Source organism: Variovorax sp. 10L426 (assembly GCF_056395305.1).
On the sequence record NZ_JBFTJF010000003.1, the window covers coordinates 1 to 15363 of the forward strand.

The window sequence follows — 15363 nt, forward strand, 5'->3', positions numbered from 1 at the left end:
CCGCGACAAGTACGAGAAGGGCGTCGCCCCCGACGGCAAGCCCTGGGGCGTGAAGGTGCATGTGATCGGCTTCGCCAAGATCATCGGCGACCTGCTCGACGGGCTGCTGCAGGTGATGATGTACTTCGGCGTCGCCACGGTGATAGCGGCCCTGCTGCTGTACGGCTACACGCGCTGCGTGCGCAGCACGGCGATGGTGCTGGCGTGCTCGCTGGTCGCGGTGCTGTGGCAGGTCGGGCTCGTCAAGCTGGTCGGTCTGGAACTGGACCCTTACTCGATGCTGGTGCCTTTCCTGGTCTTCGCGATCGGCGTGAGCCACGGCGCGCAGAAGATGAACGGCATCATGCAGGACATCGGCCGCGGCACGCACCGGCTGGTGGCTGCGCGCTACACCTTCCGGCGCCTCTTCCTGGCGGGCGTCACGGCGCTCATGGCCGATGCGGTCGGTTTCGCGGTGCTGATGCTGATCCCGATCCCGGTGATCCGCGAACTCGCACTGACCGCCAGCATCGGCGTCGCGGTGCTGATCTTCACCAACCTGCTGCTGCTGCCGGTGCTGCTGTCCTATGTCGGTGTGAGCCCGGCCGCGGCCGAGCGCAGTCTGAAGGTGGAGCTGGATCAGGCCGCGGGGCGGGGAGGGCGCCTCTGGGGCTTGCTCGACAACTTCGCTGCGAAGCGCAGTTGGGCGCTCGCAGCGGTGCTGGGCTCGCTGGCGCTCGCCGTCGGGGGTTTTGCGGTGAGCYTGAAGYTGCAGGTCGGCGATCTCGATCCGGGCGCGCCGGAGTTGCGGCCCGACTCGCGCTACAACCGAGACAACGCCTTCGTCACGAAGAACTATTCGCTGTCCAGCGATCTCTTCGCCGTGATCGTGAAGACGCCGAAGGAAGGCTGCCTGAAGTACGACACGCTGGCGCACGTCGACCGCCTCGCGTGGGAACTGCAGCAGCTCCCGGAAGTGCGCGCGACGCTCGGCCTGCAGGACGTGGTGCGCCAGATCACCGCCGGCTCCTTCGAAGGCAACCCCAAGTGGCTGACCATCAGCCGCAACCAGGACGTGCTGAACTATGGCGCGCAGCAGGCCACGGTGAACAACCCGGAGCTCTTCAACACCGAGTGCTCGGTGATGCCGCTGGTGGCCTACCTCTCGGACCACAAGGCCGAGACGCTGCAGAAGGTGCTTGCCGTGGTGGAGAACTTCGTGAAGGACCATCCGACCGATCCGGCGCTGGTGCAGATCCTGCCGGCCGCGGGGTCGGCGGGCATCGAGGCGGCGACCAACATCGTGGTGCATCAGGCCAACAGGACCATGCTGCTCTATGTCTACGCCGCCGTGATCGCGCTGTGCTTCCTGACCTTCCGGTCCTGGCGGGCGGTGCTGGTGGCTGTGATCCCGCTGGTGGTCACCTCCATCCTGTGCGAGGCGCTGATGGTGTGGCTGGGCATCGGTGTGAAGGTCGCGACCCTGCCGGTGATCGCGCTCGGGGTGGGCATCGGCGTGGACTACGCGTTGTACCTGCTGTCGGTGCAGCTCGCGGGACAGCGTCGCGGCCTGACGCTGGCCAAGGCTTACGGAGATGCGGTGATGTTCACCGGCCGCGTCGTCGCGCTCGTTGGCGTCACGCTCGCCGCGGGGGTCATCACCTGGGCCTTCTCGCCCATCAAGTTCCAGGCCGACATGGGCATCCTGCTGACCTTCATGTTCGTCTGGAACATGGTCGGCGCCCTCGTGCTCATCCCGGCCCTCTCGCACTTCCTGTTGAACGACAGGCACTTTGAGCGCGCAGCCGCTGCCGGACCCTCAGGCGCTGACCGACTTCTCGCCCTCGCGGAACGAACTGGGTGAGACGCCCTGCCAGCGCTTGAACGCGCGCGTGAAGTTGCTCGTGTCGCTGAAGCCCAGCAGGAAGGTGATCTCGGTGATCGATAGCGCCGACTGCTGGACGTAGCCGGAGGCAAGCTCCTTGCGCGTCGCGTCCAGCAGGTCGTGGAAGCTGGTGTTGCGCTCCGACAGCTTGAACTGCAGGGTCGTTGGGCTCAGCGCCAGGGCGCTGGCCACCTTGTCGCGCGTGCAGCTGCCGTTGGGCAGGAACTCGATGATCTTCTGCCGCACGCGCGTCACGACATCGTCTTTCTCGAGCCGCGCGAGATAGGTATTCGCCAGGTTGTCGTTGAGTTGCGCCAGCTCGGCGCAGGCGCCAACGAGGGGGTTGTGCAGATCGGCCCGGGGTAGCACAAGCGAAGGTCCCCACTTCTGCCCGAAGCTGATTGGTGCGCGGAACAACGCCTCGTACGGCGCGGCGCCGTCTCGCGGCTGAGGATGCGACAGGGCCACGCGCAGCGGGTTGAACTCGGGCTTGTAGAGCTGACGCATCGCGAGCACGACGAAGCCAAGGAAAGCGTCCTCGGTTTCCGCGGACAAGTCGACCAGCAACCTGATCCGAAGCTCCACCTCGTCCCGCGACTCGACCACCTTGATCTCGGCGGTCTGTGAGGCGAGCCTGAAGTAGCGCTCGAGCCGCTGGCAGAACTCCATCAGGTTGGCACTGGCCGCGAGCGCGTAGCCCAGCGCATGCAGGTTGGAGATGTGCAAGAAGCGCGCAACCGTCAGTCCGAAGTACGGATTGCCGGTGACATCGGTGCAGGCGCGGAAGAGTCGGGTGAGTGTGCTGACCGGCAGCCGCCTCATCGGATCGTTGGTCATCGTCAGCGGAATGCCGACCGCCTCCAGCACGCGAGCGCTGTCGACACCGCTGGACTGAAGCGCCTTGGAAATCGCCAGCACGTAGCCACCGATCGTCGTCGGCTCTTGCAGTGGCTGGCCTGGCTCGCGCACGGGAACGTTCATGCCTCGATGGTCGTCGTCGGCGCATTTTTTGGCAATCGCGTTTGCCCGGGTCTCGCGGCTGGTGTGGATCGGCGCGACGCCCGCCGGGACCATCGATTTGACTTCAAAGACCGGCGCTGCGCGGCTGCCATTTCTAGACTGGGCCTCCAGCATCGCAGTACAAGAACCGGAGACCTCGGATGACTCAAGATTCCCGCGACAAAGCGGACAAAGCGGACAAGGCGCACGAAATTCCCGCGGCGACGTCGCCTGACAAGGCCCTGCCTCAACACCTTCCGCTCGCAGGCACCCCGACGGCCAGCGTGGCAGGCCGCACGCTCGCGCAGTCGACCCACCAGTGGCGAACCAGGTCATCGCCGCTGCGCGCCGATGCGCCGAATGTCGTGATCATCATGCTCGACGACGTCGGATTCGCGCACGCCGACACGGTCGGCGGCGCGATCCACACGCCCACGCTCAGCCGCATCGCCGATACCGGGCTGCGCTACAACGCCTTCCACACCACGGCCATCTGCTCCGCCACGCGTGCATCGCTGATGACCGGGCGCAACCACCATCGTGTCGAGTCGGGCACGATCACCGAGTTCGCCAGCGATTTCGACGGCTATACGGGCGAGATCCCGAAGAGTTCGGCAACCATTCCCGAGGTGCTCAAGCACTACGGCTACAGCACGGCGGCATTTGGCAAGTGGCACAACACGCCGGCACTTCAAACGTCCGCGGCAGGCCCCTTCGACCGTTGGCCCACGGGCTGCGGCTTCGACCACTTCTACGGATTCATCGCCGCCGAGACCTCGCAGTACCAGCCGAGCCTGTACCGCAACACCACGCCGATCGAGCCGCCGAACGATCCGGCGTACCACCTCAGCGAAGACCTCGCCGCGCAGGCCACGAACTGGCTGCGCGAGCAGCATGCGCTGACGCCCGACAAGCCGTTCTTCATGTACTGGGCACCGGGGGCGGTGCATGGTCCGCACCAGGTCTTCAGCGACTGGTCGGACAAGTACAAGGGCCAGTTCGATGCAGGTTGGGACGCGTATCGCGAGCAGGCCTTCAAGCGCCAGGTGGCCATGGGCTGGATTCCGGCCGACAGCCAGTTGACACCCCGCCCGGACACGCTGGCCGCATGGGAAAGCCTGCCCCTCGAGGAACGCAAATACCAGGCGCGCCTGATGGAGGTCTTCGCCGGCTTCCTCGAGCATGCCGACGTGCAGGCCGGCAAGGTGATCGACGAACTCGAGCGTCTGGGCCTGCGCGACAACACGCTGATCTTCTACGTGCTCTCGGACAACGGCGCCTCGGCCGAAGGGGCGGGCGGCACCATCAACGAGATCCTGTCGATCAGCGGCGTGCCGATCCCGTTCGCGCAGCAGATGAAGATCCTCGAAGAGGAGTACGGCGGCTTGCCGGCGTTGGGTGGTCCGAAGATCTCGAACATGTACCACGCCGGCTGGGCCTGGGCAGGGGAGAGCCCCTTCCAGGGCACGAAGCTGGTGGCGGGCTACTTCGGCGGGACCCGCGTGCCCATGGCCGTGTCGTGGCCGAAGGGCATCGCGGCCGACGCCAGGGTGCGTGGCCAGTTCCACCACGTGAACGACATTGCGCCGACGATCTACGAGCTGATCGGCATTGCGCCTCCAGCCGTGGTCAACGGTATCGCACAGGACCCGATGGACGGCATCAGCCTGGCCTACACCTTTTCACAGCCCTCGGTGCCGACGCAAAAGGCGCAGCAGTACTTCGAGATCTTCGGCAGCCGCGGCATCTATGCCGATGGCTGGATGGCATCGGTCTTCGGCCCGCGCCTGCCGTGGCTTTCGGCCACGTCAGCCGCCTATGCGAACTGGAACCCGGATGAGGATGTCTGGGCGCTCTACCGGCTCGGCAGCGACTATTCGCAGGCGAGCGACCTGGCGGCGCAGCATCCCGACAAGCTGGCGGAGTTGAAACGCAAGTTCGACGAAGAGGCGCGCGCCAACCACGTGTACCCGATCGGCGCAGGTCTCGGCCCGCTGCTGAACCCGTCGGCGCGCATCGGCACCACGCAGACCGAATGGCACTTCAATCCTTCCGTCACGCGGCTGCCTGAATTCTGCGCACCCAACCTGCGCGGACGCAGCAACACCGTCACCGTCGAGGTGGCGTTGCCGGCGATGGCCGAGGGCGTGCTGTATTCGCTCGGCGGCGTGGCCGGCGGGCTCGCGCTCTACATGGACGCCGGACACCTGCACTATGAATACAACTGCCTCAGCGTGATGCGTACCAAGCTTCGCAGCGCCGCCCGCATCGAGGCGGGCGCGCATCGCTTCGAGCTGCAGACCGTCCTGGCCGGCGCCGCGCCCGGTTCGCCCGCCACGTTCGTCATGCGGGTCGACGGGGTCGAAGTCGCCCACGCCACAGCGCCCTTCACGGCGCCCCTGTGCTTCACGGCCAGCGAGGCGCTCGACGTTGGCGTCAATCTCGGTTCGCCGGTGTCGCTGGACTACTACGACCGCGCGCCATTCAGGTTCAACGGCCGCATCGACGACGTGCACATCGTCTACACCCCATGAAGAAAAGACCCGAAATGACTTCCAGCCCTGTACAGATCGATCCGCTGGAGGCGGACTACATCGTCATCGGAGGTGGCTCGGCCGGCTGCGTGCTGGCAGCCCGCCTCAGCGAAGACCCGGGTGTGAGCGTGTGCCTGCTCGAAGCCGGCGCGGCGGACAACAGTGCTCTGATCCAGTGCCCGTCGGGGCTGCCGATCGTCATGCCGTACCCGATCTTCAATTGGGCCTTCAAGACGCTTCCGAACAAGGGATTGAACGGACGCGTCGGCTACCAGCCCCGCGGCAAGGCATTGGGCGGATCGAGCTCGATCAACGGCATGATGTACATCCGCGGCGACCGCAGCGACTACGACCGTTGGGCCGCGGCCGGCAACACGGGGTGGAGCTATGCCGACGTGCTCCCATACTTCAGGAAGTCCGAGAACAACGAGTTCTGGGGCGCTTCCGAATACCACGGCGCCGGAGGTCCGTTGAACGTGGCGGACGTGATGGAGCCCAGCTTCTATTCGAGGGCGTTCGTCGAGGCCGCGGTCCAGGCGGGGCATGCGCCCAATCCGGATTTCAACGGTGATCATCTGCTGGGCGTGGGTCTGACCCAGGTCACGCAGAAGAACGGCGAGCGCTGCAGCGCCGCGAAGGGCTTCCTGACGCCGAACCTCGAGCGACCCAATCTGCGGGTCGTCACGAGGGCCCGAACCACCCGCATCGTGATCGAAGACAAGCGCGCGGTGGGCGTCGAATACCGCGATGCGAACGGGGCGATCCGGCTGCTGACGGCGCGACGCGAGGTGTTGTTGTCCGCGGGCGCGTTGCAGTCGCCGCAGGTCTTGATGCTGTCGGGCGTCGGTCCTGCCGCCGTGCTGCAGCGTCACGGCATCCTGGTGGTTCACGATGCGCCGGGCGTGGGTCAAAACCTGCAGGACCACATCGACGTGGTCCACAGCTACGAAGCCGGCGCGTCGCGCGGGCTGGTCGGGTTGTCGATCAGCGGTATATGGAGCGTCCTCAAGGGTCTGTTCGACTGGGGCCGATACCGGCGCGGCGTGCTGACATCCAACTTCGCTGAAGGCAACGGCTTCATGAGGACGCGGCCGGAAGAGGTCGTGCCTGACGTGCAGATGGTCTTCGTCATTGCAAAGCTCATGGACCATGGCCGCAAGATCCTGTTCGGCAAAGGCTACTCGCTGCATGCCTGCGTGCTGCGTCCGAAGTCCCGCGGCAGCGTGTCGCTGGCAAGCGCCGATCCGATGGCGGCGCCGTTGATCGACACCAACTTCCTGTCCGAACAAAGCGATGTCGACTGTCTTGTGCGTGCGTTCAAGCGCCTGCGCGAGATCACGCGCCAGCCCGCGCTGGCTCGTTTCGGCGGCAGGGAGTCGAAGAACTCGGCCTGGGCGCAGACCGATGCGCAGATCGAGAAGTTCGTTCGCGACCACGCCGACTGCGCCTATCACCCTGTCGGAACCTGCCGCATGGGCGACGGGCCGGACGATGTAGTCGACGCCCAATTGCGCGTGAAAGGCATCGAGGGCTTGCGCGTGGTCGATGCGTCGATCATGCCGGACTTGGTCTCCGGAAATACGAACGCGCCGACCATCATGATTGCCGAGAAAGCGGCCGACATGATCAAGGCCGCGGCGGGACGCTCGGCGCGCGCAGGCGTGATCAATCCACTGACTGTTTCGCTGGTCAGCACGAACAGTGCAGAGGCGATCGCCGCATGACACATCGAGACGCCATGACAGCGAACGACACCATCGAAGGGCTGAACGCCACGTTGGCTCTGCAGCGCCAGTCTTTCCTTGCAGCGCCGTATCCCGCATTCGGCCAGCGCAAGAACGATCTCCAGGCCCTGCGCCTGGCCTTGCAGCGCTACCAGGACCCGCTCTCCCATGCGATGAGCGACGACTTCGGCCGCCGCTCCGAGTTCGAATGCAAGATGCTGGACGTGCTCGGACCTGCGGTCCAGATCGATCATGCGCTGTCCCGCATGAAGCGCTGGATGAAGCCGCAACGGCGCAGTGCCGACTGGATGTTTCTCACCAACCGGGCCAAGGTCGTGTACCAGCCCAAGGGTGTCGTCGGGGTCATCGCCGCATGGAACTTTCCGGTGATCGAAGCCATCGGGCCGCTCGTGACGGCACTTGCCGCGGGCAACCGGGTGATGATCAAGATGTCGGAGTTCTCGCCGCGCAGCACCGCGGTGGTGCGCCGCATGCTGGGTGAGATCTTCGACGAGGACCAGGTGGCCGTCTTCGGCGGCGGTGTCGAGATCGGCCAGGCCTTTGCGAGCCTGCCGTTGGACCACATCGTCTTCACCGGCTCGCCGGCGATCGGCAGGGAAATCATGCGCGCGGCTTCAGCCCATCTGACGCCGGTCACGCTCGAGCTCGGCGGCAAGTCACCCGCCATCGTGGGCCGCACGGCGTCGATAGCGGCATCAGCAGCGTCGATCGCGCACGGCAAGGCCTTCAACAGCGGGCAGGCATGCGTGGCGCCCGACTATGCGCTGGTGCCAAGCGACCGCATCGACGAGTTCGTCGCAGCCGCTGCGCTCGCGTTCAAGCGCATGTACCCCGACCCGGTCGCCGATCGCAACTACACCAGCATGGCCTCGGAACGCCATGCGAACCGCACCCGTGAGCTGCTGGCCGATGCCGTGGTGAAGGGCGCGAAGCTGACCTCCTGTGGCCCCGGCGATGGTGCGCGCATCATTCCATTGCAGATCGTGACCGGCGTGACGCCGGAGATGCGAATCATGCAGGAGGAGCTCTTCAATCCCATCCTTCCCGTGCTGGCCTGCGATTCGCTGGACGAGGCGGTCTCGTTCGTCGCCTCGCGGCCGCGGCCGCTGGCGCTCTACTACTTCGGGACCGATCCAGCCGAGCTGCGCCGACTCACGCGTGACGTGCATGCAGGCGGCATGACCGTCAACGACTGGGCCTGGCATGTCTTTCAATGCGATCTGCCGTTCGGCGGCACCGGCAATTCGGGCATCGGGAGCTGGCGCGGACCCGAAGGCTTCCGCTCGCTGTCGCATGCCAAGTCGGTCTTCTCCGTGCATCGGTTCTTTCCCATTCACCTGTTCCGACCACCGTACGGCACACGCATTCAGCGGCTCATCTCCAAGATCTTCCTGGGCGCAGGCGATCCTTCCCTGATGGGCCAGGATGCGGTTCGCGCTGACCCTTCCGTCCAGGCCCCAGCGCGCGTTGAGCAGGCCACCCCATGAGCCAGTCACGCGATCGATCAACGACGCCGATCGAGGAGACGATCCCGGCGTCCGGAAGCTACGCGTGGACCGTGTTCGCGCTGACCTTCGGCCTGATGCTGTCGGACTATCTTTCGCGGCAGGTCATCGGTGCCGTCTTTCCGTTCCTGAAGTCGGATTGGGGCGTGTCGGACTCGCAGCTCGGGGCCCTGGTCAGCGTCGTCTCGGTCATGGTCGGCGTGCTGACCCTTCCGATGTCGCTGATCGCCGACCGTTGGGGTCGGGTGAAGAGCATCACCCTGATGGCCTTCGTGTGGTGCCTGGCGACGATCGCCTGCGGGTTGGCGACCAATTACACGCAGTTGCTGATCGCTCGCGCAATGGTCGGTGTCGGCGAGGCCGCCTATGCCGCGGCGGGCGCGGCGCTGCTGGCGCACACCTTTCCGATCGCCAAGCGCGCTGCGATCCAGGGCGCATTCCAGTCGGCGGGGCTGTTCGGATCGGTCCTGGGTGTGGTCATCGGCGGCGCTGTCGCGAGTCAGTTCGGCTGGCGCACCGCGTTCTTCGTGGTTGGCGCCCCGGGCTTGCTGCTCGCCGTCGTGTACCCGCTTGTAGTACGCGACTACAAGACGCCGAAGCTTGAGCAAGATGGGCGCGACGGCGCCGGTCTGCCGCTGGCTGAGTTGGTCCGGCAGGTGTTCGTCTCCCGATCCGGCAATCTCGTGTTCCTGGCCTTCGGCTTGCAGATGGCGATCCCTTCCGTATTGATCGCGTGGATGCCGACCTTCCTGAATCGCTTCTATGCATTCGAACCGCGCAAGGCGGCCCTGATGGCGGCACTGGCCGTGCTCGCTGCGGGTGTTGGCGTACTGTTCGGTGGCGGCCTTTCCGACCGGTTGAGCAAGGGCCGCCCTCGCTACAGGGCGACCGTCCCGGCCGCCTACACCCTGATCTGTGGCCTGCTGCTGACAGCGGGCTTTGCCATGCCCCCCAGCGCGTTGGCCTTGGCGCTGATCTTCGTGGGCGCGGTGTTCGCTGTCGCTCACGGTGGTTGCGCGGTCGCGATCGTCATGGACGTCACGCACCCGGCGGTTCGTGCCACCGTGACGGCCACGGCCGTCCTGGGCGCAAGCCTTCTCGGCCTGGCGCCCGGGCCGTTCGTGGTGGGACTGATCTCCGACCTGAGCGACCTGAAGACGGCGCTCACGGTCGTGCCGGTGATCTCGCTGGTTGCCACAGGCCTGTTTCTTCTCGCATCGCGCTCGTACGAGTGCGACGCCGCACGATTTCGCAGCATCGCGGAATCCGGACCGCCCCCATCGACGCCTCGCGCGCCCCTGAAGACGGCAGCGACGTAGGCGCGCCTCACTTGCCAACAACTTTCACGGAGAAAACAAGATGGGTGTTCTGGACGGTATTCGGATCGTCGAAATCGCCGGCCTCGGGCCAGGGCCGTTCTGCGGCATGCTGCTGGCCGACATGGGGGCAGAGGTCACCCTCGTCGAGCGCGTCAGGGCGAACGCGAACGATCCGGTCGCGCTCGGCAAGAGCGCCATCATTCATCGCGGCAAGCGCTCCCTCGCGCTCGACCTCAAGGACCCCCTGGCGATCGAAGCCGTGCTGCGATTGACGGACGGTGCCGACGCCTTGATCGAAGGCATGCGTCCCGGCGTCATGGAGCGCCTGGGGCTGGGTCCCGAAGTCTGCCTGGCGCGCAACCCCGCGCTGGTGTACGGACGCATGACCGGCTGGGGCCAGCAGGGTCCGCTCGCGCAGGCCGCAGGCCATGACATCAACTACATCGCGCTATCCGGCGCCCTTTGGTTCTCCGGCGCGCCGGGCACGCCGCCAATGGCCCCGCCGACCCTGGTCGGCGATCTCGGAGGCGGGGCGCTGTACCTCGCGATGGGCATCCTGGCGGGCATCCTCCATGCGCGCCACGGCGGACGAGGGCAGGTCGTCGATGCGGCCATCGTCGACGGAAGCGCGAATCTGATGAACCTGGTCCTGTCGGCCCATGCGGCCGGCCAGCAGCCTTTCGAGCGCGGGCGCGGCCTGCTCGACGGGCCGCACTGGTACGGCAGCTACGCCTGCAGCGATGGCAAGTTCATCAGCATCGGCGCGCTGGAGCCGCAGTTCAATGCGTTGCTGTTCGCGAAGCTCGGCCTCGGCGACGATCCCGACTTCAAGCAGGCCTATGACCCTCGGCGCTGGGCACGGCTGCGCGAACGGCTGGCCGCCCTGTTCGCAGAGCGGCCGCGACAGCATTGGATGGATCTGCTCGAAGGCACCGATGCCTGCTTCGCCCCGGTGCTGACGCCCGGCGAGGCCATGGCGCACCCGCACATGGCTGCGCGCGGCGTATATGTCGAACGCGATGGCGTGATGCAGGCAGCCCCGGCGCCTCGATTTTCCGCGACACCGTCGGGTGAGCCCGGCGCGGTTTCGCAGCGCGGAGCGCATGGCACGGAGATCCTGCGAGACGCGGGATTCAGCCCGGACGAGATCGCGCAATTGCTGGCCGCCGCCTGAGAGGCTGACCGCCCGCGCCGAGAAGCATCGCGCGGACCGGCGAATCCGCTGCAATGACCTGTGCCAGGAGGGCGTCACTTCTAGCATCCATACATCGACTCGGAACCACGTTGTCATGCGTTCCGGGCACCGCTGAAGGCACACAACGAGAGACACCATGAACGACGACACATTGCTATTCGAAGCACTTGGCCCAGTAGCGCGCATCACGCTGAATCGCCCCAAGGCCATGAATGCCCTCAACCTGGCGATCCTGGCCGAACTGGAGCGCGGCCTCGCCGAAATCGCCCGCAACGACGAGATCCGCGTCGTGATCCTCACCGGCAACGGCCCCGCGTTCTGCGCCGGCGCCGACCTGAAGCAGGTCCTGGCCGGTGCGGACCTCGCTCCGGGCGAAGCCGACTTCCTGGACCGGGCCCACGTCGTGTTCGGCGCGCTGCGCGCCTTTCCCAAGCCAGTCATCGCTGCGCTCAACGGCGTGACGATGGCGGGCGGGCTCGAACTCGCGATGTGCGCCGACATTGTGGTGGCTGCCGAGAGCGCCACCATCGCCGACGCGCACGCCAACTTCGGCGTCTTCCCGGGTGCCGGCGGCGCGGCGATCCTGCCGCGGCTGATCCCGCTGAACATGGCGATGTACCTGCTCATGACCGGCAAATCGCTCTCGGCCGCCGAGATGAAGGCCTGCGGCCTGGTGTGCGAGGTCCATCCCGACGAAAGCCTTCAGGAAGCCACGCTCGCTTTGGCGCGCCACATTGCCATGAAGAGCCCGATCGCCCTGCGCCGCATGAAGCAGGTGGCACGCGCATCCGCCGACAAGACGAGCGCCGACGCGCTGCTGCATGAGCAGGTGGCGCTGCGGCAGCACATGCGAACCGCCGACTTTCACGAAGGCCTCACGGCCTTTGGCGAAAAGCGCGCACCGAAATTCCCGGGCCGCTGAGTCGCCCGATCACACAAGGACTGAAGCAATGAACGAAATCTACGTGGCTGGCGTCGGCATGACGCCCTTCGGCCGCCTTCTGGACCGCACGGTCTACAACATGGTGGAGGAGGCCGTGCAGTTGGCGTTGGCCGATGCCGGTTGCGGTGTCGATGACATCGGCTCGGCCTTCTATTCCACGATGACCAATGGCCTGCTCCAGGGCCAGACCGGCATCCCGGGGCCCATCGCGATGCGTCGCCTCGGCCTGGAGGGCGTGCCGGTGTTCACCGTCGAGAACGCCTGTGCCTCCGGCTCTTCGGCCTTCAACCTGGCAACGATGGCGCTGCGCGCCGGCACTTGCGACATTGCATTGGCCGTGGGCGCCGAGAAGATGAATGTCCCCGACAAGGCCAAGATGTTCAGCGTGTTCGATGGCGGCTGGGACGTTTCCACGGTCGACGCCAACAAGCAGACGCTGATGGCAATGGGACACGGCGTGGTTCCGCCTCCCGGCACGATGTCCGAGAAGCCCTACAGCGTCTTCATGGACATCTATGCCGCGCTCTGCCGCCAGCACATGCAGACCTACGGCACCACGCAACGGCAGATCGCCGCCGTCGCGTCCAAGAACCACCAGCATTCGGTGCACAACCCGCTGTCCCAGTACCGCGAGCCCTGCAGCATCGAGCAAGTGCTGGCCGCACCCCCCATCGCCTATCCGCTGACGATGCCGATGTGCTCGCCGATCAGCGACGGCGCTGCCGCGGTCGTGCTGTGCAACGCCGAAGGCCTCAAGCGCATCAAGGGTGCGAACGCTCGCGCGGTCCGTGTATTGGCCAGCGTGATCCAGACCGGGAGCACGCGCGGCCTCGACGAGCCGCACAAGATCGTGGCGCATCTCGGTGCCAGGAAAGCCTACGAGCAAGCGGGCGTGTCGCCCGCCGACGTCGATGTGGCCGAGGTGCACGACGCCACCGCGATGGGCGAAATCCTCAACGCCGAGTCCCTCATGCTGGTGGGCTTCGGCGAAGGCGGCCCGGCTGCCGAGCGCGGCGACTTCACGGTCGGCGGACGCATCCCGATCAATCCCTCGGGCGGCCTCGAATCGAAAGGCCATCCCATCGGCGCGACCGGCCTCGGTCAGTTGCATGAACTGGTCACGCAGCTGCGCGGCGAAGCCGGCAAGCGGCAGGTCGACGGTGCCCGCATCGCCATCCAGGAAAACGGCGGCGGCCTCTATGGCATCGAAGAGGCAGTGGTGGCCGTCGCGATCCTTGCCAAACAGTAATCCAACCGAACAGATACGGAGCATCCATGGGACATGTCATCAGAACCGAAGAGCAGCAAGCAGCCGTGGACGGCCTGAGGCGCTTTCTCGACACGGAGATCGAACCGATCTTCAACAAGCAATTCCGCGACAAGTTCGTGCCGAAGGAGCAGATGGGTGCCGTGTTGCGCGAACTCACCCGCTTCGGCCTGGTCTCGGGCGCCGTCGACGAGGCCCACGGTGGCATGGGCCTGGATTGGCTCACGATGATCATGCTGTTCGAGGAAGTCGCCACCACGTCGGTCGACCTCTCGGTGCCGGTGCTGATCAATTCCTTCGGCGCCTACATGCTGCAGCAACTGGCCCCGGCGCATCTGCGCGAGCGCTACTTGCCGGGCCTGGTCAGCGGCGAGCTGTTCGTCAGCATGGGCATCTCGGAGCCGGACGTCGGCTCCAACGTGCTCGAGATCAAGACGCGTGCGCGCCGTGACGGCGACCACTTCGTCATCAGCGGCGAGAAGACCTGGATCAGCAACGGCTCGTACTCCGACTTCCTGATCTGCACCTGCCGCACCGGCGACGACCCGCGCCGCGGCCTCACGCACTTCCTGCTCGACCGGAAGGAGCATCCATACGAGGTGCGCGACATCCACAAGATCGGATGGAACAGCCAGTCGACCGCGCAGATCTTCCTCGACAACGTGCGCGTGCCCGCCACCCACATGATCGGCAACGAGGGCGAGGCGCTGAAGAACACGCTGTCGATGTTCGAGCGTTCGCGCGTCTTCGTGGCTGCGCAGGGCCTGGGACTGGGCCGGCGCGCACTCGAGGAGGCGGTGCGCTACGCGAAGGAGCGCCGCCAGCACGGCAAGGTCATCGCCGGTCACCAGTTGATTGCCGGGATGCTGGCCGACATGGCCACGCAGGTCGATGCTTCGCGCCTGCTGGTCTACCGCGCCGCTTCGATGATCGAAGCCGGCGTGCCGGCCGAGATGGAGGCCGCGATGGCCAAGTACTTTGCCTGCGAGGCGGCAGTGACTGTGGCGCGCCAGGCAGTGCAGATCCACGGCGGCAACGGCGTCACCCGCGAGTTCCTCGTCGAGAAGCTGGCGCGCGATGCCATCGTGGTGCCGATCCCCGAAGGCACGTCGCAGATCCAGCAACTCCTCATCGCGCGATCGCTGACCGGCGTCAACGCGTTCTAAGCCTCCAACCAGGACACATCATGCGAATCAAGGACAAAGTCATCGTCATCACCGGCGGTGCATCCGGCCTCGGCCTGGCGACTGCGGGCTACATGGTCAAGGAGAAAGGCGCGCGCGTCGCCATCTTCGACATGAACGTCGAGGCGGGCAATGCCGCCGTCGCGGACCTCGGCGCAGACAGCGCGATGTTCGTGCAGACCGACGTGAGCAGCGAGGAATCTGTGCAAACGGCGGTCGATGCGGTGATGGCACGCTTCGGCGCCATCCATGTCTGCATCAATGGCGCCGCCATCCCGAACGGCTTCAAGGTGCTGGGCAAGGAAGGCAAGGCGGCGCCGCTGGCCCGCTTCGCGCAGATCACCGCCGTCAACGTCAATGGCGTCTTCAACGTGATGTCGAAGTGCGCCGAGCAGATGGCCAGGAACGAAGCGGAAGTCGGCGAAGAGCGCGGGGTCGTCATCAACGTGTCGTCCGGCGCTGCCTACGAGGGGCAGATCGGCCAGACCGCCTATTCCGCGTCGAAGGCCGCGATCATCGGCATGAACATGCCGGCGGCGCGCGAGCTCGGTGCCATCGGCGTGCGCGTCAACGCGATCGCGCCCGGACTTTTCCTGACCACGATGGTGGCCGGCCTCGACGAGAAAGTGCTCACCTCGCTCAAGGAGCAGATGGAAGCCCCTCGGCGCCTCGGCGACATGCGCGAGTTCGCTCATTGCTGCGCGTTCATCGTCGAGAACGCCTACATCAACGCAGAAACGATCCGCCTCGACGGCGCTGCCCGCCTGCGGTCGAAATAGGGCGCGCTCGCACCGGCGACGCCTGGCCC

General features: G+C 66.0%; 11 protein-coding genes. 10 read left to right on the top strand and 1 reads right to left on the bottom strand.

The features are described from left to right. Nucleotides 1-1843, top strand: a 1843-nt coding sequence (locus AC1DHL_RS04645) for an efflux RND transporter permease subunit (protein WP_478160961.1), incomplete at its 5' end; no start/stop codon positions are given. Here the strand turns inward: AC1DHL_RS04645 and AC1DHL_RS04650 are convergent. Next, the gene (locus AC1DHL_RS04650) at nucleotides 1799-2845 is read right to left on the bottom strand and encodes an AraC family transcriptional regulator (RefSeq protein WP_478160963.1); all 1047 of its coding nucleotides are present in this window, start codon (nucleotides 2843-2845) and stop codon (nucleotides 1799-1801) included. The genes AC1DHL_RS04645 and AC1DHL_RS04650 overlap by 45 nt on opposite strands. A 179-nt stretch (nucleotides 2846-3024) precedes the next feature. Between AC1DHL_RS04650 and AC1DHL_RS04655 the strand changes: the two genes are divergently transcribed. The 9 genes from AC1DHL_RS04655 (at nucleotide 3025) to AC1DHL_RS04695 (ending at nucleotide 15334) form a co-directional block, all read left to right on the top strand. After that, nucleotides 3025-5397 (top strand): arylsulfatase, encoded by a 2373-nt coding sequence (locus tag AC1DHL_RS04655; RefSeq protein ID WP_478160965.1) that lies wholly within the window; start codon nucleotides 3025-3027, stop codon nucleotides 5395-5397. Between the two features lie 14 nt (nucleotides 5398-5411). Further along, the gene (locus tag AC1DHL_RS04660; RefSeq protein WP_478160967.1) at nucleotides 5412-7121 is read left to right on the top strand and encodes a GMC family oxidoreductase; all 1710 of its coding nucleotides are present in this window, start codon (nucleotides 5412-5414) and stop codon (nucleotides 7119-7121) included. Between the two features lie 14 nt (nucleotides 7122-7135). Next, nucleotides 7136-8629, top strand: a complete 1494-nt coding sequence (locus AC1DHL_RS04665) for a coniferyl aldehyde dehydrogenase (protein WP_478160969.1) — start codon at nucleotides 7136-7138, stop codon at nucleotides 8627-8629. Beyond that, the gene (locus AC1DHL_RS04670; protein WP_478160971.1) at nucleotides 8626-9966 is read left to right on the top strand and encodes an MFS transporter; all 1341 of its coding nucleotides are present in this window, start codon (nucleotides 8626-8628) and stop codon (nucleotides 9964-9966) included. The genes AC1DHL_RS04665 and AC1DHL_RS04670 overlap by 4 nt, the downstream gene beginning before the upstream one ends. A gap of 40 nt (nucleotides 9967-10006) precedes the next feature. Continuing rightward, on the top strand, nucleotides 10007-11140 hold the full coding sequence (locus AC1DHL_RS04675; protein ID WP_478160973.1) for a CaiB/BaiF CoA transferase family protein: 1134 nt from the start codon (nucleotides 10007-10009) through the stop codon (nucleotides 11138-11140). 157 nt (nucleotides 11141-11297) lie between these two features. Further along, nucleotides 11298-12083, top strand: a complete 786-nt coding sequence (locus AC1DHL_RS04680; protein WP_478160975.1) for an enoyl-CoA hydratase/isomerase family protein — start codon at nucleotides 11298-11300, stop codon at nucleotides 12081-12083. Nucleotides 12084-12111: 28 nt separating this feature from the next. Next, on the top strand, nucleotides 12112-13353 hold the full coding sequence (locus AC1DHL_RS04685; RefSeq protein ID WP_478160977.1) for a thiolase family protein: 1242 nt from the start codon (nucleotides 12112-12114) through the stop codon (nucleotides 13351-13353). Between the two features lie 26 nt (nucleotides 13354-13379). Then, nucleotides 13380-14537 (top strand): acyl-CoA dehydrogenase family protein, encoded by a 1158-nt coding sequence (locus AC1DHL_RS04690; RefSeq protein ID WP_478160979.1) that lies wholly within the window; start codon nucleotides 13380-13382, stop codon nucleotides 14535-14537. Nucleotides 14538-14557: 20 nt separating this feature from the next. Beyond that, nucleotides 14558-15334 (top strand): SDR family NAD(P)-dependent oxidoreductase, encoded by a 777-nt coding sequence (locus tag AC1DHL_RS04695; RefSeq protein WP_478160981.1) that lies wholly within the window; start codon nucleotides 14558-14560, stop codon nucleotides 15332-15334. The last annotated feature ends 29 nt before the right edge of the window (nucleotides 15335-15363 follow it).